Consider the following 20,700-nt stretch of genomic DNA (forward strand, 5'->3'; position numbering starts at 1 on the left):
ACCAATACCCAGCGTACCTCCATGCTAATATTAATTGCGGATGATGATGCCGACGACCGCATGTTTCTGGAGCAGGCTTTACGACAAAATGGCTATACACACGAAGTTAGATCTGTTGAGAATGGGGAAGAACTACTCGATTATCTGAATGGGCGGGGCGCCTACACGACTCAGTCGGCCCCGCGCCCTACGCTACTGATTCTGGATCTGAACATGCCCCGCATGAACGGCTTTCAGGCCCTGGGCCTTATCAAGGAAAACCCCAATCTGCGCCGGTTACCGGTGGTGGTCATGTCGACCTCCTCGGCCGACGAAGATGTGGTGCGCTCATACAATCTGGGCGTCAACTCCTTTGTAATCAAGCCTTTTAATTACAACCGGCTGGTTGAGGTTATCGCTGCATTGAAGGCCTATTGGCTCGAAACGGTTCGCCTGCCTCAGTAAACCAAAGGCCTCCTTTGCTATCCATATTAACCATGATTTCTCAGGAAAAAATTACGTTTGACGTAGCCCCGGCTAAACAAGACAAAATCAGGGTTCTGCTGGTGGAAGACGATGAAGACGATTACGTACTGACGCGTACACTGGTTTCGTCGCGGGAAAACGCCAACATCCGACTCGAGTGGATCGACAATTACGATTCGGCACTGAAAGCCATTCAGCGCAACGAATTTGATGTGTACCTGATCGACTACCGGCTCGGCGAGAACACCGGTATCGACCTGATTCAGGAGGCATTCCGGCTGGGTAGTCAGGCCCCCATGATTCTGCTGACGGGGCAGGACGATCTGTCGGTCGATAACTCGGCCCTCGAACTGGGCGCGGCCGATTATCTGGTCAAGGGGCGCATCGACGCGCAGGTACTGGGCCGGAGTATCCGGTACGCCCTGCGGCAGGCCGAAACGCTGGCCGAACTGGCTAAAAACGAGAACAAGTACCGGGCTTTGTTTGAACGGTCGATGGACGCCATTTTCGTGATGGATAGCAACCTGATCTTTCAGGATGCCAACCCCTCCGTCGAACAACTGCTGGGCTACACCCGCGACGACCTGAAGTACATGAACGTGGCCCGGCTTTTTACCAATATCGACGCCCTGCGCGAGATTCGGTTCAACGTGCGGGAGCACAACCAGCTAAAAGACTACGAAACCACACTCATCAGCAAAGCGGGCCGCAAGCGTACCTGTCTGGTGTCGATCTGGGCCGTCGACGATAATCAGGGGCAACCCAACTGGTACCAGGGCATTATTCGCGATGTGACCGAGCAAAAGCGGGCACAGCAAGACCTGATCGTGGCCGAGAAGCTGTCGATGACCGGCAAAATTGCCCGAAGCATTGCGCACGAGGTTCGGAACCCCCTCACGAACCTCAGTCTGGCCCTCGAACAGCTCAAGGAAGAACTTCCGGCCGACGACGACAGCACGCAGGTGTTCACCGACATCATTCAGCGCAACGTGGAGCGCATTGGGCAGTTGATTACCGAGATGCTCAACTCCTCAAAACCGCGCGAACTTGACCGGAAGCCGCAGAATCTGACCGATATTGTGCGCGACACACTGCACCTGGTTTCGGACCGGCTCAAGCTCAAATCCATGCAGTTGCAAACCAACTATTGTGCAGGCCCCTGCATTGCCCTGCTCGACAGTGAGCAGATCAAAACGGCCCTGCTCAACATCTTTATCAACGCCGTGGAAGCTATGGAGCCCGGCAAGGGGATTCTGACCGTGAGCACGTCCTGCTCCGATGATGACCGTGTGATTGTGGAAGTGAAAGACAACGGCAGTGGTATTTCGGAAGAAAACCGCAAGCGGCTTTTCGACCCGTTCTTCACGGGGAAGAGCAGCGGTATGGGCCTCGGTCTGACCACCACGCAGAATATCGTAAACAGCCACAAAGGCAGCATCGAGGTCGACTCGAAAGAGGGGTTCGGTACCACGTTCCGAATCAACTTTCCGCTTTCGGTTTAGTAATCTGTTTCCGAACTCAATACAGACCCGGCCCAGTGCCGGGTTTTTTATTGGGGAATCCAGGACGTCGATGGGTAATAAACTCCACACTCACCCCACTTTTTTTCTACAGCCTGCACCGTTTAATGGATACAGTCCCGAAAAAACATAATCACTTGAAGCACTCAGAATCATACATTAGACTTGATTCTGAACTGCTTACAAAACAGGTGTTACTTTGAACCGGCTGGTCCGTCCATATTGGCACCAAAATTTCTATACCCATAGCGTAAATGAATACGAAGATGATGTGGAGCGATACTCATTTCCCGGCAGCGATGCGCTCGCTTAACCCCAGCACTCGGGCGAAAGCAATTGAGATTGCCAACCGGTTGGTAGCTCAGGGCGACATGACAAAGCAACAGGCGATCACTGTGAGCATCAGCGAAGCACGCCGGATGGCTCGGTTGAGCTATTCGGGTTCCGACGCTACGGGCCTGTATTCATCTCATTCTCGTTGATTTTAAACCTTTTACGCTCTACCGTTATGAACTGGAAGAAGAACATTTACGATTCCCTGACCGGATGTGCAGCCCTTTGCGACGAAACCGCCACGAACGCGTCGCGCCAGGCCGATATTGAAAACTGGTATCGTTACATCTTCCTTAATCTGGACTGTGCTGACCTCTGCCGTCAGGTAGCGATGCTATACGTTCGGGGCTCTGAAAACACCCGACTACTGGCCAAAACCTGTATTGAGGTGTGCGAAAAGTGCGCTGAGGAGGCTGCTAATTTCAACACCCCCGAAACGCAACAGGTGTATGCCATGTGCCAGCAGACCATTCGGAGCTGCGTAAACATTCTGGACATGTCGCATCAGCAGACGCTCGATTCAACCAACCCAGGCACGACACCGTCGTCGCTGTTCTACGGAATCGACCTGCGCGAAACCCTGTACAACTAAGCATAAACGACAACGACTAATACCTCACCAACAAAGCCGTTCCGATTTACTCCGGGGCGGCTTTTTCGTTGGTATATGGCCTACCGCAATCAGGCCGTACCTACCCAATCGGGCGTTGGCTCGTTTTTTCAAACCCCGGTCCCACTCCGGCTGTTTCAGCCATACAAACCAAAACGTTATGGAAACACAACCCCAGCACAACAAAGACCTGGAAAAGGTTAAAGACCTGATTGAAGATATTCGGATTGCCATGATGACCACCGTCGACGATGCGGGGCATCTGGTGAGCCGCCCGATGTCTGTCATGCAGATGGATGCCAACGGCACGCTCTGGTTTTTCACCAAAAAAAGCTCGCCCAAGGTAGATCAGATCGAAAACCACGAGCAGCAGGTTAATCTGAGCTTCGCCGATGTGTCGGATGCTTCGTACGTGTCGATCAGTGGTACGGCTCACGAGGTAGACGACCGGGCGAAAATTGAAGAACTATGGTCGCCAGCAGCCAAACCCTGGTTCCCCGATGGTAAGGACGATCCGCAACTGACCCTCCTGAAAGTGGATACGCACCTGGCCGAGTATTGGGACTCCACATCGAGCCGGATGGTTCGTTTCCTGGAGATGGCCCGCGCGGCCGTCACCGGCGACACGTACAAAGAGGGCGAGAACCGGAAGGTATTCAATTAAAGGGCGAAAGAGTGAAAGAGTGAATGAGCGAGCGATCAGGCAGCACTCTTTCACTCTTTTACTCTTTGACTCTTTCACTCTTTGACCATGATCGTAACCACTACCAACACAGGCTGGCGGGTAATTCATCAGCAGGCGCACGGGCTTCTGGCGATGCAGCTTGCCCTGCGATGGAAACCCCAAAACCGCCCGGCCCGATGGCACGAAACTCTGGCCGCTCTGCTTGAGCACGACGATGGTCAGGATGCCTGGGAGGGCCGTAATCACCTGACCGATGCCGGGGCTCCCCTCGATTTTCACGAGCTGGAGTACTCCGTGGAGCAGATGAAAAACATGATTCGGATTGGGCTGGAAAAGAGCCGCTGGAACGCCCTGATGCTCTCTATGCACACCACGTTTCTGTATACCGAAAAACGGGGCGAAGACGGGGCCTTAGATGAATTTCTGGACCAGCAGAAAACCAACCAGACCAAGTGGCGCAAAACCTACGGGGCCACCGTAGCCGAAGCCCGGTATGCCTACGATTTTCTGCAATGGTGCGATGCACTCTCGCTCGTACTGTGCCAGGACCTGCTTCAGATCGAAGAACGTCGGCTCGAAGTGAGCAAAGGCCCCGACAAGATTCCCTACTTCATTTACCAGCGCACCGACGGCTCGGTGGGGCTCGATCCGTGGCCCTTTGCCACGGGTGAGTTTACAGTCCACATTGAATCGTACCAGCTCACGCAACTCGCCTTTACCGACGATGCCGAGCTGTATAACGCCCTCAACGACGCCGACGTAGCAGAACTGAGCTGGACTTTCAGGGAGTGAAGTGGGCACAAAATGACCACCCCCTGCCCCCTCCTTGAACTAAGGAGGGGGTTGTAAAAACGTCACTCTTGACTAAAAAAGGAGCCAAGAAGGCGCTCTGATTACTAGGTCTCCCCCTCGCTCCTTAAATTAACGTGAGTTATGGACAATACGTACGGCAAAACCCTTGTCCTACAAGTAGTTGCTGACGCATAGGCCTTCGACAGGCTCAGGCTGACTGTAGACTTGATAGCGGCCTGTCAGTCTGAGCCTGTCGAAGGCCTATGCGTCAGCAGTTTTCAGCAATTCACGTTAAATTAAGGAGGGAGTAAAAAATCAACCTTGCATTAAAAAGGAGATGCAAAAAGACTCTCCACCTGTCAGATAAGCCACCCCCTCCTTAGTTCAAGGAGGGGGAAGGGGGGTGGTCGAAGGGATTCAAAAAAAACGAATACCATTACACCACTTTCAACAGTACCGATGAGCGCCCCGGAATCATAAAGGGCGTTTTAACGCTCACTTTATGGCCTTCGGGATTGACCGTCTGATCGGCCGAGTTGACCACAACAGCCCACTGATGCCCACGACCGGGCTTGGGGAGGTGAAACGGTAACTCTTCCCAGTACGCGTTGAGCACCCACAGCAGATGGTCGGGCTCAACGGCAGAGCCATCTTCCTCCTGATCCGTTACGGCATCGCCATTGATGTACAGGCCTACACAACGCGTATCGCCATTGGCCCAGTCTTCGTCGGTGAACGGATGGCCGTCCGGGCGGACCCACGTAATCTGCTCGCCATCGTAGAACTTCCGCCGACGCAGCAGGGGCATCTGCCCGCGCAGGGCCGTCAGGCGGCTCGTAAAATCGAACAGGGCCTGCTGGTCTTCGGTCCAGTTCCAGTTCATCCAGCTCAGTTCGTTGTCCTGATTATAGACGTTATTGTTACCGTTCTGGGTGCGACCGCACTCGTCGCCCATCACGATCATCGGCGTTCCCTGACTGAGCAGCAGCGTAGCCAGGAAGTTGCGTTTCTGCCGCTCACGAAGCTGGTTGATTTCGGGGTCGTCAGTGGGTCCTTCGGCACCGTGGTTCCAGCTTTCGTTGTCATTGGCACCGTCGCGGTTATCTTCGCCGTTGGCTTCGTTGTGCTTCTCATTGTAACTCACCAGATCGTTGAGCGTAAAGCCGTCGTGTGCTGTAATGAGGTTTACGCTGTTGACGGGTGAACGGCCATCGTTGGCGTACAAATCGGGGCTACCCAACAGGCGCGAGGCCAGTTCGGGCACCTGATGCGCGTCGCCTTTCCAGAATTTACGGACACAGTCGCGGTATTTGCCGTTCCACTCGGCCCAGCTTACCGGAAACTGCCCCACGTGGTACGAACCAATGTCCCAGGGCTCGGCAATGAGTTTTACCTGCGCCAGAATGGGGTCTTGCGCTACGGTGTCCAGAAACGACGACACCCGGCCCGCTTCGGCTTCGTCGCGGATGAGAGCCGATGCCAGGTCGAACCGGAACCCATCTACGTGCATCTCCGTCACCCAGTAGCGGAGGCTGTCCATCACTAATTGCAGGGTGCGGGGATGCGTCAGGTCGACGGTATTGCCGGTACCGGTAAAGTCGTTGAAATAGATTGGATTCTCTTCTACCTGCCGGTAGTAAGCCCGATTGTCGATGCCCTTCATCGAAAGCGTCGGGCCCATTTGGTTACCCTCGGCCGTATGGTTGTACACCACGTCGAGAATCACCTCGATACCCGCTTTGTGCAGGGCTTTCACCATCTCCTTAAACTCGGTCACCTGCCCGCCCATCATGCCCGATGCCGAGTACGTGTTTTGCGGGGCAAAAAAGCCGATGGAATTGTAGCCCCAGTAGCTCTCGTCCGTAAACTGATGCACCGGCAGAAGCTCCACGGCAGTTACGCCCAGTTTTTTGAGGTAATCGATGCTTTCGGGGGCGGCCATACCGGCGTAGGTGCCGCGAATTTCTTCGGGGATGGTCGGGTGCTGATGGGTGAACCCTTTCACGTGGACCTCGTAAATAATCGACCGGGCCATCGGAACGTCGGGGGCCGTATCGCCTTCCCAGTCAAAGGTCGAGTCGACCACGATGCTTTTAGGCATATGGGGGCCGCTGTCTTCGGTGTCCATCACGAGCACGCGCTCTTCGCCTTCTTCTTTGTAGTCGTACCCCAGAAACGAGTCGTCGTGCACCACAGGCGCATGAATCGCCTTGGCGTACGGGTCGAGCAGAAGTTTGTAGGGGTTGAAATAATGGCCGGCTTCGGGGTCATACGGCCCATCCACCCGATAGCCATACAACTGACCGGGCTGAATATCGTTGACGTAAATATGCCAGATCAACTCCGTACGCTCCGTGACGGGGATACTCACCAGCTCGCGGCCGGGGTCCTGCGGATCGTACAAACAGAGGTAAACGGCCGTGGCATTGCCACTGAAAAGAGCGAAGTTGGTGCCTTCGGCGTCGGGGGTAGCGCCCAGCGGATAGGGTTTGCCGGGGCGGGTGGTGTAGTCGTTGGGGGAAACCGGTGCCGACGGGTTAGCCGCCGACGAGCCGTCGGTTGGTAATTCTGTATTTTTCATAACGTGTAGTGTAAAATAGCTTTACACCCATTATAAACCGGGTGTCGACGGCGAATGTTTACGGAAAGGAATCCAGCCGGTTGTTCATTAACTTGCCACCCGATGCTTGACCAGGCACGACGACTACTCGGCCCTTAGATATGAAGATTTGCAAGGTTGTTATCGAGAATTACCAACAGTTCAAACACCTCGAACTTGATTTTACGCACCCCGAGACCGGCGAGCCGCTGGAGCAAATCTGCTTTATCGGCAGCAACGGCACCGGCAAATCGACTTTGCTGGATATATTAACCTTTGGATTCTCAAGAGAGACTACGCTAAACCAGAAGCTCCTTCTGTTAACAATAGAACTTGACTATGAAAATAGACGGTATAAGTTCGGCCGTACATTAGGAAAGAGCTTTTTTAGAGCTAACAATACATGGGATAATCAACTTTTGACAACTCCCTTTCCTACTCCTATCAGAACTCCACATACTGTACTACCAGATGTTGAGAGCGGATTGGGTGAGATTTTCTGTCAAACCCCTCTTAACGGAAACTCTTTAGTGGTAAAAGTTGAGGCAGAGTCCGACGTCAACAGCTATAAACAGACAACCGATGTACCTTCTGGCAGGCTAAATGACGTGATTAACACTCCTCAAACAAGTAGAGTTGGGCTTGAACTCGTCAATCAATCAAACGTGGCTACATTCTGGAAGAATTTAATCTTCCACACAGCCCAACGCGAGCGAGAGCGCAACGAATTTGAAAATCAGCCTGAGAACCTGAACAAAACCAAGCGGCAACTGATTGATGAGTTCGATTCGGCAAACCCCAAAATTCTGGACCGGTTGGCCCATATCTGGAACCGGATTCTGGAGAAAGCAGGCCTGGAGTTCGACGTAGATAATGCTAAGCTACCCGTTCAGCTCACGGATAATCTGTATGCCTACATCAAGCTGAAAGCTACGGGCGAGCGAATCAATTACAACCAACTTAGTACCGGTATTCGCAACTTCATTTTCCGGATTGGACATATTTATTCACTCTATTTCAACCGGGAGATTGAAAACGGCTTTCTGTTTGTCGACGAGCCCGAAAACAGCTTGTTTCCTGACTTCCTGCTCGATCTGCTGGACATCTACAAAGAAGTAACCACCGACAAAAACGGCCACCGGAACACGCAGATGTTCTTTGCCACCCACAACCCCATTGTGGCCGCACAGTTTCAGCCCTACGAACGCGTGATTCTCGAATGGGCCGACGACGGCTTCGTAACGGCCCGGCGGGGTACAGCCCCCATTGGCGACGACCCCAACGATGTGTTGATCAAGGATTTTGAGATTAGCAGCCTGATGCCTACGGCGGGCGTCGAAATGTGGGAGAAGTACCTCAACTTAAAACGTCAATTACGACAAACCGCCGACGAAGACCAAAAAGAAGCCCTCGTTACTCAAGTGCTCCAAATCGGACAGGAGTATAATTTCCCCCGCGACCAGCCCAAGCCGTAACCATGAAGTTTTTGCCGAAAAATCCACAGTCGGCCATCCTCTCAGATGGCTTAGTTTATTCGAACGATTCAGCTAAAAACCAGCAACTCAGGCAGCGGCTTTTGGCCGAGCAGAAACAATTTTGCGCCTATACGGAAAAATACATTACGGACACCGAGAGTGCTGAAATTGAACACTTTGATTCCACCAGAAAGTGGCACGACGATTATTTCAACTATTACGCGGCTATCCGAAAAGCGAACCTATCAAAGCTTCGGAAAGACAAACAATTTGCTGGTGCTTCTTTCTTCCAGAGCCTGTTTTTTCATAATCGGGTCGAACTGGAAAACCGTGTTGAATACATCGACAACGACTACAGCCCGGTCGATAAGGCCGATACGGAGGCCCAGCAACTGATAGACTATCTTTCGATAAATGACGAATGGCTTTACTCGGAACGGGCCAATCATATTGACCTGCTCCGCCAAACCTTCGCCGACGCCCAGTACTCAAAAGAACAGCAAAAAGCGTATTTGCTTCGGCACCGAAAGATGTTAAGCTTCATCACCGCTATCGAAAAAGAATTCAATCTGGATTTGTCGGAGGTTTACCAATGAAAAACGTGTGCTATGAAAAGTAGCTGACGCGTAGGTTCGCTTCGGCGTTCAGATTCGACAGGCTCAGCCTGACTGGGTACTCTCAAGTTTGTGGTCAGGCTGAGCTTGTCGAAGCCCCGCGCGTCAGCTACTAACTATCAAACAATCAGTTACGACGAGCCGTATCCTTAATTCACATTATTTTACGAGTTTACCACCTCACCCCCGTTCACATGGATGGTTTGGCCGGTAATGTAACTGGCATCTTCCGAAGCCAGAAACACGTAAGCCGGAGCCAATTCGGCGGGCTGACCCACCCGGCCAAGCGGCACATCCTGCCCAAACTTCGCCACCTCTTCGGGGGTCTTGGTTGAGACAATGAGCGGAGTCCAGATAGGGCCCGGCGCTACCTGATTCACGCGGATGCCGCGGTCGGCCAGATTCTGCGACAACGACCGCGTAAACGAAGTAACAGCCCCCTTGGTCGATGAATAATCGATGAGCGATTCGCTGCCCCGGTACGACACCACCGACGAGGTGTTGATGATGCAATCGTGGGCCGCCATGTGAGGCAGTACGTTTTTCGTAAGCCGGAACATGGCCAGAATATTGATCTCGAACGTATCTTTCATCTGCTCGTCGGAGATGTTCGTAAACTCCTGCTGCTCCACGTGATTAGCGGCATTGTTCACCAGAATATTCACCCGCTTGTAGGTGCTCACCACCTTACCCACGGCCTCCCGGATAAACGAGATACTCCGCAAATCGCCGGGCAGCAACAGGCACCGACGCCCTTCGGCTTCGACCAGCCGTTTGGTTTCCTGGGCGTCCTGCTCCTCGCGGGGGTGGTACATGATGGCCAGATCGGCCCCTTCGCGGGCGTAGTGCACCGATACGGCCCGCCCAATACCTGAGTCGCCCCCGGTAATGAGCGCGATCTTGTTTTCTAACTTACCCGCCCCTTCATAGCCTTCCCGAATGTAAATCGGGCGCGGGTCCATTTGGTGTTCCAAACCCGGCTGTGCATCCTGGTGCTGGGGTTTGGTTTCTAGTTTCATGTCTTCCATAACGTCTTGTATCAAACTGATTCGTTAGCCATTGATGATGGTGCCACCGTTGGGATGGATTACTTCGCCCGTCACGTACGACGAATCGTCGGAGGCCAGGTACACGTATGCCGGGGCCACCTCGCAGGGCTGACCGGGGCGTTTCATGGGCACATCTTTACCAAACATGGCCACCTTCTGCTTATCGAACGACGACGGAATGAGCGGAGTCCAGATGGGGCCGGGAGCCACTCCGTTGACCCGTATCTTTTTCGACGCCAGGTTGCCCGCCAACGCCCGCGTAAAGGCCATAATTGCCCCTTTGGTCGATGAGTAATCGATCAGGTCGGCACGACCCTGATACGCCGTAATTGACGTGGTGTTGATGATGGCGTCGCCCTCGTTCAGGTGGGGCAAGGCTGCCCGTGTGACCCGAAAAAACGAGTAAATGTTGGTTTCGTAGGTTTTGAGCAGGTCTTCGTCGCGGATTTGCTCGAAGTGGTCGTGGGGGTACTGAATCCCGGCATTGTTGACCAGAATATTCAGTTGGCCGTACTCGCGGACGGTATCCTCAACCACCTGCCGGCAGAAGTCCGGATTGGTCAGGTCGCCCGAAAGCAGGAGGCAATCCTGTCCTTCGGCCTCCACAAGGTCTTTGGTGTGTTGGGCATCCTGCTGCTCGCGGGGCGTGTACACAATGGCCACATCGGCCCCTTCGCGGGCAAAGTGAATAGCCACGGCCCGGCCAATGCCCGAGTCGCCCCCTGTGATGAGGGCCACTTTATTTTTAAGCTTGTTGGCCCCCCGGTAATTGTACCGAATGTACTTCGGTTCGGGGGTCATTTGCCCTTCAATGCCCGGCTGCGGGTCCTGATGCTGGGGCGGAATCTGATTCTCCATAACGTTGAAAGCTTGAAACGAACGATCTCAAGCTTCCAACGCTGTGGTTTTGGGGTTGTTCAGATAAATCTACTGAACGAATGGAGAAAAGGTTTATCTGAGTACCACCCCCTGCCCCCCCTCCTGAAAAAACAGGAGGGGGAAACTTACCAGACTGGCAGTACCACTACAGGGGACATTTCGAGGAGATAAAGCTCACTTTTACCCCCGCCAGCAAGCCGTAGATAAAATCTCATCAGTCAGACAGTGCTACCACATGCTCTTTTTTCATGACTCAAGGCTGGCGTTATCGTGTCGACAGTTTTCTAACGTGTAACTGTAAAACAAACCTCTCGTGAGTCAAGGCTGGCATTATCGTGTCCCCCTCCTGTTTTTCAGGAGGGGGTTAGGGGGTGGTTAATTACAGTAAAGCAACTTCCTAAAACTCTACCATAAACCCAATAGTCGGGGTTACGAATGGGTTGTTGTTGGGCAACACCTCCGGGATACCATTGCTGCCGTTGGCGCGTAGGGGTGCTCCGTCGGTAGTCAGGTAGCCCGAACCATCGAGGGCGCGGCTCAGCACAAAGTCGGGCAGGCCGGGCGTGGGCAGCACAAAGGCGTTCTGCACATCGAGGAACAGATCGAGCGTCGTCCGGCGGAAGTTCCACTTTTTGTCGAGCCGAAAATCGAACTGATTCAGGGGGCTCAGTCGCAGGGTGTTCAGCTTCGAGTAGTCGGGAATTCCCTGCCCCAATGCCAGGAAGTTAGCCTGCGAAGCCGGAATATCGAACGGCGTGTAGGGCGCCCCACCCGCAAACCGGTATTTCAGGCCCATTTCCCAGCCGCGTTTGAACTTACGCCCGAGCAAGCCCGAAAACAAGTGCCGGTTGTCCCAGGCCGAGGGTACCAGCACACCATTGGCTCCCGAAAACAGGCTCCGCACGTAGGTGTACGAGGCCACCACAAACAGGTTCTTGACCAATTTCTGCTGAAAAAATACCTCCACCCCGTAGGCCTGTCCTTTGCCGGTGCTCGTGACGGCCTCATTCCCAATCGCGTTGAAGTCGGCCCCGAGATTAGCCAGCGAGATACCATTCCGTACCGACACCGGGTAGTTGCTGTATTGTTTGAAGAAACCCTCGACCGTGAACCGGCGCGTGGGGTTGGGCAAAAACTCGATACCCGCCACGTAATGGTTTGAGGCAATGTAGCGGTTGTCGCGGTTGACAAACTGCCCCTGCGCGTCGCGGTAGCCCAGCACCGTGTAAATCGGCATTTTGAAATAGCGACCCACCGACGCATTCAGGTTCCACTGCTCGTTGAGAGCATAACTCAACGCCAGTCGGGGCGACAGCGTCTGCAGCGGATTCATGCCTGTGGTCGTAAACGTGTTCATGTCAGTGCGCAAGCCCGCCGAAACACCCAGTCGGTTGTTCAGCACGTTGCGGTTTACCTGCACAAACGCCCCGAAGCGGCCCAGATCCAGACTCGTGTTCGACCGGATGCGAACTTCGGGCGACACCAGCTGCCCCGACGGGTCGAACACGGCATTCCGAATCTTGCCCGCAATGTCGTTGGTAAACTGTGCGTACTGCGCCGATACCCCGTACGAGTACCGCCAGCCCGCTACCGACTTGTTTACGTCGATTCGGAGCTTGTTTTCGATCTCCCGCGACCGCAACCGAAACGCCCGCGCCGACTCGTCGTTTTGCCGGGCATCCTCAAACCGATCGAGCGCATTGTCGAACGCGTTGCGGCTCAGGGCAATGTTGAGGTAGCCATTTTCGATCAGGTGCCGCAGGGCCAGCCCCCCCGTATAGTTCCATTGATTAATAAGCGGAGCCCGCCGAATGGTGTATTCTTTGTCAGGCGTCACCTCGCGGGGCACGGCAAAACTAAACTCATCGAGCGCGCCCACGCCTACGGCCGTCAGGGTTGTTTTTTTGTTGAACCGGTGGGTGATTTTGGCCTGAAAATCCCAGTAATTGGGCCGGATGGGCAGGTCGATGAGCCGGAAAAAGTATTGCAGATACGACCGACGCGCCGAGGCCAGAAAGGTCGTTTTTTCGGACAACGGCCCCTCGGTGGTGAGGGCCAGTTCGGTGCCGCTTACCCGAAAGTTACCCTGAAGCCGCTCGCGGTTGCCCTCGCGCTGCTTGAACTGAAACACCGACGCCAGAGCGTTATCGTACCGGGCATCGAAACTGCTCGACGACAAGGTCACGTCTTCGATAAACGACACGTTCAGGATTCCCTGCGGGCCACCTGTGCCACCCTGCGTCTGGAAATGGTTGATAACCGGAATCTCGATCCCGTCGAGGTAAAACACGTTTTCGTTGGGTGCGCCCCCCCGGATAATGATGTCGTTGCGGAGGCCGCCCGGCGAGCCACCCACGCCCGGCAGGGTCTGAATCACCTTCGAAATATCGAAGTTGCCGCCGGGATTGGTCTTGATTTCTTCGGTCGTAAGCCGCTGAATGGAATTGGGGCTTGAGATAGTCGACGCGGCCGCGGTAGCCCGGTTGGCTTTAACCGTCACCTCCGACAGCCGCTGATTTTCTTCGGTCAGCTCAAAATTAGCCTGATTGTCGTTGCCCGACGTCACCACAAGGTTGAACTTCTCAAGCGACTGATAGCCCACATACGAAGCCTGTAGGTTGTAGGTACCCACGGGCAGGGTCAGCTTATACCGGCCTTCGGTGTCGGTCACTACCCCTTGTGTACCGTTGGCCACTTTGATGGTCACGCCAATAAGCAGCTCCTGTGTGGCCGCGTCGCGCACCGTTCCGATGATATTCCCAACCCGTTGGTCGGGGGTTTGGGCCTGTACCGTGCCGATGAGCAGCAGACAGACCAGACTGTATAAAAAACGCATGAGTTAAGTACCGAATGGGATTCGGAACATTAACACGCTAACCCAAAAAATGTTGGACGTTTTCGTACTATTTTTTCTGTAGCTCCCGCACCAGCTCTTCTGTCGACTCCGACCGGTCGCTCAGAAAAATAGGATTATGAAATTGATGCAGCCGCTCCATCAGGCCCACCAACTGCAACTTCTCGGTATTGGACAGAGGCCCGCCAATCAGGATTGAGGTTTGCACCATTCGGGGCCAGATTTGGTGCAACATAGCTACACCCGCATCGGTCAGTTTCAGGCGTTTACTGCGTTTGTCGGTCTCGTCGTTTTGTTGTTCCACCAACCCGTTGGCAATCAGTCGGCGGATAATTTCCATACCCGTTGTTTTCTCATGAATGTTGTACTGAATCAGCTCCACTTTCGTCTGCAAGGGCTTGTACATCAGTGAAATCATGTACGCAAAATCGTCGGAGCTAACCAGCGGGGTATCGTTCAGGGCGCGTTTGGTCAGCGAGCGGGCATATCGGTAAAGGTAGGTTACGAGCTTGCCAATGAGTGTATCGGGTGCCGCGCCCGAAACCGACTGCACCGGGCCATCGGCCGCCTGATCGGCCTGTTTTTCGGCCGCTACGCGTTCATTCAGCCAGGCCAGAAAATACACCATTTCCGAATCGGTGACTTCGGCGGCCCCACCCGTGTGAGCGGTTTCGCGCTCGTAGGCCTCGGCATAGTCGATCAGTTGGCGGATTAGTCCGTATTTCATTCGATAACAAAAGTCGTTACGCTCTACTCGGCAATATAGTACAAAATTGTACTATTCTACTCGGTGTATAAACGAAATCCGGCAGGTATAGGTTTGGCAGGTGGGCAGGAATCATACCGACGCAAAAAACGTACTACGAAAAATAAACCGAACATCTTAAGTTTCCATTCGCTCGCTTCCCTCGTGACTACTTCGCTCAAAGCTAAACTATACGACCGTTGCCTCGCCTACGTGCAGGAGCGCATCGACAATGCGGCCGAGGCCATGCAGGCCGCGCAGGAATCGGCCAACTCCGAAACCAAAAGTTCGGCGGGCGACAAGTATGAAACCGGCCGGGCCATGGCCCAGCTCGAACGCGACCGCCACGCCCAGCTCCTCGCCGAAGCCCAGCGCATGAAAGCCGATCTGGAAAAACTCGACCCCGCTACGGAGTCGGCGGTGGCCATTCCCGGCAGTTTGGTAAAAACGTCGCGGGGCAGGTTTTACATCAGTATAAGCGCGGGCAAAATCCTCCTCGACGGCACCGACTATTTCGCGGTATCGCCAGCCTCGCCCATCGGGGCCCTGTTGCTGGGAAAGCGCGTGGGCGACTCCGCTACGTTCAACAGAATAGAGTACCGCGTAGAGGCAATTGCCTGAGTCCGTTCATTAAACCAGACGGCTCCGGTACTTTTGGGGATATACGCCCAACCTATGCTGTCTACTTCACTGCCTAAGGCTCCGGCCACTCCTACCCTCCCGATGGCTTTGCGCGTCGGTTCCATCGATGTTCTACGGGCCATCACGATGGTCCTTATGATTTTCGTCAACGATTTATGGTCGCTCACGGGCGTACCGGTTTGGCTCGAACACGTAGCGCCCGGCGTTGACGGTATCGGCTTCTCCGACGTCATCTTTCCGGCCTTCCTGTTTATTGTTGGTCTTTCTACCCCGTTCGCCATTGCCCATCGTAGCAGTCGGGGCGACTCTGACCGGGCCATTCTGGGCCATATTCTGAGCCGCACCATCGCCCTGCTGGTTATGGGGCTCTGGTTCGTCAATGGCGAGTCGATCAACGAGGCCGCTACGGGCATGCACCGGCTAGTCTGGAACACGCTATCCTGTATTTCGTTTATCCTGATCTGGAACACCTATCCAGAAACAGCTCCCCAATGGCTAACGACCGGGGCCCGATTACTGGGGGCTGGCACGCTGCTAACCCTGGCCATTCTGTACCGGGGTGGCGATGGCACCGCCCGGTTTGAATCGCACTGGTGGGGTATTCTGGGGCTGATTGGCTGGTCGTATCTGGTGGGTGCCGTCACCACCTTGCTGGCGCGGGGTCGCATGGCCATACTGGCTCTGGTGTGGATTGCTTTTTGTGGATTGAGCATGGCGTTTGGGGCGGGCCTTGTCCCGAAAGCCCTGCTGTTAATTCCTGAGCCAATCATTGGCGGAACCTTAGCCGGCCTAACCCTCGGTGGAGTGCTCACAGCCACCGTTTTTCGCTACTGCCACCTGCACCAACTGACCCGCCCCATGACGATCGGGTTTCTGGTCATGAGCGGGGTGCTGATTGGCTTGTCGGTGTACACGCGCCCTTTTTGGGGCCTCTCCAAACTGGCAGCTACCCCGGCCTGGCTCTTTCTGTGCAGTGCCTTTACGTTGCTGGCTTTTACGGCCTTGTACTGGCTCGTTGATGTAGCCGGCAAAAAATACTGGTTCCGGTTCATCAAACCCGCCGGTACCGACACCCTGCTTTGCTACCTGATGCCCCATTTTGCCTACGCCTTGGTGGTCGGGCTGGGGCTGCACCTACCCGCGTTTCTGCTGGCGGGCGGTGTGGGACTGGCCAAATCGTTTGCGTTTGCGCTCCTGTGCGTATGGGTAGCCGGGCGGCTCAACCAGCTCGGAATCAAACTAAAACTTTGATGTTCAAGAAGTACATCTGAGCCTTAGATATAGGACAAATTGACTACGGCAGATTTTTTGGGACGGCCCGGAGGATTACTGGATAAACACGATTGTCCTGGGCCTACATAAGAAGCTGTTTGAGTTAATTGCTTTGGCCAAAAAGCGCAGGTTTCGGGATCAAATTCATAACTCAAACAGCTTCTAAATCCTGTCTATCCTGTAATCCTGTCAGTTACTTCGTGCAGATAGCCGGACCATTGCAGCCCTTTCTGAAACATCACTTTGTACCCCACGTTTTGCATGGACTAATCAATGTCTCTATCCATGCAAACGGCAACTCTCCCAACGCCGGTCACCAAGCCGCACCCGGCCCCGCCCGAGCCCGTCGGTACCGGTGTTCGTTCCTTCTCGCTCAATGTCAACGGAGCCGACTATGAGCTCAACGTAGCCCCGTGGACCACGCTCCTCGACGCCCTGCGTGAATACCTCGACCTGACAGGCACAAAAAAAGGGTGCGATCATGGGCAGTGCGGGGCTTGTACGGTGCTGGTCGATGGCAAACGAATTAATTCCTGCCTGACGTTGGCGGTGATGCACGAAGACCATCAGATCACTACCATCGAAGGGCTGGCCGATACCCAAACCGGCGACCTTCACCCGGTACAGCAGGCCTTTATCGACCACGACGCGTTTCAGTGCGGCTACTGCACACCGGGGCAGATCTGCTCGGCCGTAGGAATGATCAACGAAGGGCGGGTGAAAACCGATGCCGATATCCGGGAACTCATGAGCGGCAACATCTGCCGTTGTGGGGCCTACCCCCATATTGTCGATGCCATTCGGGATGTGATGCAACTAAACCCAACCGCCTGACCCGATGAAGCCATTCCAGTACCTACGTCCAACCGGCGTCGACGCAGCCGTGCGCGACCTGACCGCCCAACCCGATGCCGCCAAATTCATTGCGGGCGGCACCAACCTGATCGACCTGATGAAGGAGCAGGTGGAGCAACCCACTACACTTGTCGACATCAACCGCCTGCCGCTGGCCACCGTTGAAGAGCTTGCAGATGGTGGCCTCCGGCTCGGAGCTCTTGTCACCAATGCCGACACGGCCTACCATCCACTGGTCGAGCAACGCTACCCGCTCTTGTCGCAGGCGATTCTGGCGGGGGCTTCGGCGCAGTTGCGCAACATGGCCACCAACGGCGGCAACCTCTTTCAGCGTACGCGGTGCTACTATTTTTACGACACCTCCATGCCCTGCAACAAACGACACAGCGGCCCCAGTCAGGGTCCGGCGGGTTGCGGAGCGTTGCACGGCTACAACCGGATTCACGCAATTCTGGGTACCGAGTCGGCCGATGGCAACGTGCATTGCATTGCCACCCACCCCTCCGACATGTGCGTGGCACTGGCGGCCCTCGAAGCCGTCATCCGGGTATCGGGGCCGGCGGGTGAGCGCACAATCCCGATTGCTGATTTTCACCGCCTGCCGGGCGATGCTCCCCAGCACGACAACACGCTCCGGCCGGGCGAGCTGGTTACGGCTATTGATCTGCCCCCCAACGGCTTTGCCCAATACTACAGCTACCTCAAACTCCGCGACCGGGCCTCGTATGCCTTTGCGCTGGTGTCGGTAGCAGCCGCACTCGAACTCGAACGGTCCGACGCTTCGGGCGATCAGATAAGCAGTGCCCGGCTTGCCATGGGGGGCGTGGCCCACAAGCCCTGGCGCAAACCCGAAGCCGAGGCTCTGCTCATTGGCCAACGACCCACCCGCGAGGTCTTCGGGCGGGCTGCTGATGCCCTGCTCAACGGGGCTCAGGGGTATGGGCACAACACCTTCAAAATTGAGCTGGCCAAACGCGCCATTGTACGCGCTCTGAGCCAGGCAGCCAAACTTGAACCAACTGAATAACCCCGTTATGCACAATCAGGTAATTGGAAAACCCATTAGCCGCGTCGACGGCCGGGCCAAAGTAACGGGCAAGGCCAAGTATGCCGCCGAATTTACCGCGCCCGACCTGCTCCACGGCGTTGTTGTATCGAGCACAGTCACCAAGGGCCGCATCACTCATATCGACACGGGCGAGGCCCTCACTCTCGACGGCGTAGTGAAGGTATTCACACATCAGAACCGGCCCAAGCTGGCCTGGTTCGACATGAGCTATAAAGATCTGGATGCCCCGCCGGGTTCGCCCTTCCGGCCGCTGCACGACAACCGCATCAAGTACAACGGGCAACCTGTGGCCCTCGTGGTGGCCGAGACCTTCGAACAGGCCCGGTACGCGGCTTCACTCGTCAAAATTGAGTACGCCGAGGAGCCGCACGAAACCGATTTGCAGCATCATCTCGACGAAGCCCGCAAACCCGCGAGCGGACTGGCCTCGCTCCTGAAACCGCCCCCGCCCAAGGCACGCGGTCATTTCGACAAGGCGTTTACCGAGGCACCCGTACAACTTTCGACCGGATACGTGCACGGGTTTGAGCACCATAACCCGATGGAACTGTTCAGCTCGACAGTGGTGTACGGAAAAGACGGTAAACTGACCATTTACGACAAAACGCAGGGTGCCCCCAACAGTCAGTTTTACGTCTCGCAGGTGTTCAACATTCCGTTTCGCGATGTGCGGGTGATCTCGCCCTATGTAGGCGGTGGTTTCGGGTCGGGGTTGCGCCCCCAATACCAGCTATTTCTGGCCGTGATGGCGGCCCGCGAACTAAAACAGTCGGTACGGGTGTCGCTCACCCGTCAGCAGATGTTTACGTTTGGGCACCGCCCGGCCACGGTGCAGCACATCGATCTGGGAGCCCAACCCGATGGTACGCTCGATGCACTGCGGCACACCGCTACGGCCGAAACCTCGCGCTTTGAAGACTATATCGAAGTGGTAGTAAACTGGTCGGGGGCACTCTACAAGGCGCCCAACGCCCAATTCGACTACAAAGTGGTACCGCTCGATCAGTACACGCCACTCGATATGCGGGCACCGGGGGGTGTCACGGGGATGTCGGCTATTGAATGTGCCATGGACGAGCTGTCGTACAAACTTGGCATGGACCCGCTCGAACTCCGGCTCAAGAACTACACCGAAGAAGACCCGAACGAGAAGCGACCCTTTTCGAGCAAGCAACTCAGGGCCTGCTACCAACAGGCCGCCGAACGCTTTGGCTGGGCCAACCGCTCAGCCGAGCCCCGGTCGATGCGCGAGGGCCACACCCTTATTGGCTGGGGCATGGCCACGGGCGTTTGGGATGCCAATCAGCTCCCGGCCCGCGCCGAAGCCGTGCTGACGGTAAACGGCAAGCTACGCGTGAGCAGTGCCACCGCCGATATTGGCACCGGCACGTACACGATCATGACGCAGATTGCAGCCGATACGCTGGGCCTGCCCGTTGAGGATGTGCTGTTCCGGCTCGGTGATTCCGACATGCCGTTGGCCCCGTTTCAGGGCGGGTCACTTACGGCCGGTACGGTAGGCTCGGCGGTCAAGATCGTGTGCGAAGACCTCGGCAAGGAGCTACTTAAAATCGCCCGGAAAATGCCAAACTCGCCCTTTGCCAAAGCAACGTTCGACGAGGTATTTTTCGTGGAGAAACAGATGCGCCTGAAAGCGGACCCCTCAGTCCGCATCGACCTGCAAACCCTGGTTGATCAGAACGGCGGTCGGGCTATTCGGACAACGGCTACCTCGATGACCAACACCCTCAAACAAGGCAAATACACCCGCTACGCTCATTCGGCGGTGTTTGTGGAGGTGCAGGTAGACGAAGAACTGGGTACAGTGAAGGTGACACGGGCTGTAACGGCCGTTGCCGCCGGGCGGATTCTGAACCCCAAAACGGCCCGCAGCCAGATTATCGGCGGTATGGTGTGGGGCATCAGCAAAGCACTGGAAGAAGAAACCGTGATGGACCACCGCTACGGCCGGTTTATGAACCATAACCTGGCCGAGTACCACGTTCCGGTTTGCGCCGACATTCACGAGCTGGATGTTCTTTTTGTGGAAGAGCACGACGATGTGGTGAACCCGCTGGGCGTGAAAGGCGTGGGCGAAATCGGGATTGTGGGTATGCCGGCCGCCATTGCCAACGCTATTTTTCACGCAACGGGCAAGCGCGTCCGCGAGCTTCCCATCACGCTCGATAAGCTGATGTAACGTGAGCTGGGGCAAGCCCCCAGCCGATAACTTTTTCAAACA

The 20,700-nt window shown here is 55.3% G+C and carries 18 protein-coding genes; 13 read left to right on the forward strand and 5 right to left on the reverse strand.

Annotation, left to right across the window (positions count from 1 at the left end):
• Positions 1–21: 21 nt before the first annotated feature.
• From RUDLU_RS0109235 to RUDLU_RS0109260, 6 genes are all read left to right on the forward strand, one after another.
• Positions 22–444, forward strand: a complete 423-nt coding sequence (locus RUDLU_RS0109235; protein ID WP_027302902.1) for a response regulator — start codon at positions 22–24, stop codon at positions 442–444.
• A 32-nt stretch (positions 445–476) separates the two neighbouring features.
• Entirely contained in the window at positions 477–1,967 is a 1,491-nt protein-coding gene (locus RUDLU_RS0109240; RefSeq protein ID WP_019988092.1) for a hybrid sensor histidine kinase/response regulator, read from the forward strand.
• Between the two features lie 272 nt (positions 1,968–2,239).
• Entirely contained in the window at positions 2,240–2,467 is a 228-nt protein-coding gene (locus RUDLU_RS0109245) for a DUF2188 domain-containing protein (protein ID WP_245581647.1), read from the forward strand.
• A 26-nt stretch (positions 2,468–2,493) separates the two neighbouring features.
• Entirely contained in the window at positions 2,494–2,910 is a 417-nt protein-coding gene (locus tag RUDLU_RS28710; protein ID WP_019988094.1) for a four-helix bundle copper-binding protein, read from the forward strand.
• A 178-nt stretch (positions 2,911–3,088) separates the two neighbouring features.
• Positions 3,089–3,592 carry a pyridoxamine 5'-phosphate oxidase family protein gene (locus RUDLU_RS0109255; RefSeq protein ID WP_019988095.1) on the forward strand — a complete coding sequence of 168 codons (504 nt, stop codon included), beginning with the start codon at positions 3,089–3,091 and terminating at the stop codon, positions 3,590–3,592.
• An 87-nt stretch (positions 3,593–3,679) separates the two neighbouring features.
• On the forward strand, positions 3,680–4,405 hold the full coding sequence (locus RUDLU_RS0109260) for a DUF3891 family protein (RefSeq protein ID WP_019988096.1): 726 nt from the start codon (positions 3,680–3,682) through the stop codon (positions 4,403–4,405).
• A 436-nt stretch (positions 4,406–4,841) separates the two neighbouring features.
• On the opposite strand, the gene glgX is transcribed toward RUDLU_RS0109260, so the two are convergent.
• Positions 4,842–6,986, reverse strand: coding sequence for a glycogen debranching protein GlgX (gene glgX / locus RUDLU_RS0109265; protein WP_019988097.1), 2,145 nt, complete (start codon positions 6,984–6,986; stop codon positions 4,842–4,844).
• A gap of 140 nt (positions 6,987–7,126) precedes the next feature.
• Between glgX and RUDLU_RS29245 the strand changes: the two genes are divergently transcribed.
• Together RUDLU_RS29245 and RUDLU_RS0109280 are read left to right on the forward strand one after the other, a co-directional pair.
• The gene (locus tag RUDLU_RS29245; protein ID WP_083940550.1) at positions 7,127–8,479 is read left to right on the forward strand and encodes an AAA family ATPase; all 1,353 of its coding nucleotides are present in this window, start codon (positions 7,127–7,129) and stop codon (positions 8,477–8,479) included.
• Between the two features lie 2 nt (positions 8,480–8,481).
• Positions 8,482–9,075 carry a hypothetical protein gene (locus tag RUDLU_RS0109280; protein ID WP_019988100.1) on the forward strand — a complete coding sequence of 198 codons (594 nt, stop codon included), beginning with the start codon at positions 8,482–8,484 and terminating at the stop codon, positions 9,073–9,075.
• 182 nt (positions 9,076–9,257) lie between these two features.
• Here RUDLU_RS0109280 and RUDLU_RS0109285 read toward each other — a convergent pair whose 3' ends face one another.
• From RUDLU_RS0109285 to RUDLU_RS0109300, 4 genes are all read right to left on the reverse strand, one after another.
• Positions 9,258–10,121 carry an SDR family oxidoreductase gene (locus tag RUDLU_RS0109285; protein WP_019988101.1) on the reverse strand — a complete coding sequence of 288 codons (864 nt, stop codon included), beginning with the start codon at positions 10,119–10,121 and terminating at the stop codon, positions 9,258–9,260.
• A gap of 24 nt (positions 10,122–10,145) precedes the next feature.
• A complete protein-coding gene (locus tag RUDLU_RS0109290) occupies positions 10,146–11,000 on the reverse strand; it encodes an SDR family oxidoreductase (RefSeq protein WP_019988102.1) in 855 nt (284 codons plus the stop codon).
• Between the two features lie 418 nt (positions 11,001–11,418).
• Complete coding sequence (locus tag RUDLU_RS0109295) at positions 11,419–13,857, reverse strand: TonB-dependent receptor (protein WP_019988103.1); 2,439 nt, start codon at positions 13,855–13,857, stop codon at positions 11,419–11,421.
• Positions 13,858–13,924: 67 nt separating this feature from the next.
• Positions 13,925–14,602: a MarR family winged helix-turn-helix transcriptional regulator gene (locus RUDLU_RS0109300; protein ID WP_019988104.1), complete on the reverse strand. Its 678-nt coding sequence runs from the start codon at positions 14,600–14,602 to the stop codon at positions 13,925–13,927.
• Between the two features lie 183 nt (positions 14,603–14,785).
• Here RUDLU_RS0109300 and RUDLU_RS0109305 point away from each other — a divergent pair, with 183 nt between their 5' ends.
• From RUDLU_RS0109305 to RUDLU_RS0109325, 5 genes are all read left to right on the forward strand, one after another.
• A complete protein-coding gene (locus RUDLU_RS0109305; RefSeq protein WP_019988105.1) occupies positions 14,786–15,241 on the forward strand; it encodes a hypothetical protein in 456 nt (151 codons plus the stop codon).
• Positions 15,242–15,295: 54 nt separating this feature from the next.
• Positions 15,296–16,513, forward strand: a complete 1,218-nt coding sequence (locus RUDLU_RS0109310; protein WP_157580143.1) for a DUF5009 domain-containing protein — start codon at positions 15,296–15,298, stop codon at positions 16,511–16,513.
• Between the two features lie 306 nt (positions 16,514–16,819).
• On the forward strand, positions 16,820–17,368 hold the full coding sequence (locus RUDLU_RS0109315) for a (2Fe-2S)-binding protein (RefSeq protein WP_019988107.1): 549 nt from the start codon (positions 16,820–16,822) through the stop codon (positions 17,366–17,368).
• A 4-nt stretch (positions 17,369–17,372) separates the two neighbouring features.
• Positions 17,373–18,416 (forward strand): FAD binding domain-containing protein, encoded by a 1,044-nt coding sequence (locus tag RUDLU_RS0109320; protein WP_019988108.1) that lies wholly within the window; start codon positions 17,373–17,375, stop codon positions 18,414–18,416.
• 7 nt (positions 18,417–18,423) lie between these two features.
• Positions 18,424–20,658, forward strand: a complete 2,235-nt coding sequence (locus tag RUDLU_RS0109325) for a xanthine dehydrogenase family protein molybdopterin-binding subunit (RefSeq protein WP_019988109.1) — start codon at positions 18,424–18,426, stop codon at positions 20,656–20,658.
• Positions 20,659–20,700 lie beyond the last annotated feature (42 nt).

The organism is Rudanella lutea DSM 19387 (assembly GCF_000383955.1).
Lineage (GTDB): Bacteria > Bacteroidota > Bacteroidia > Cytophagales > Spirosomataceae > Rudanella > Rudanella lutea.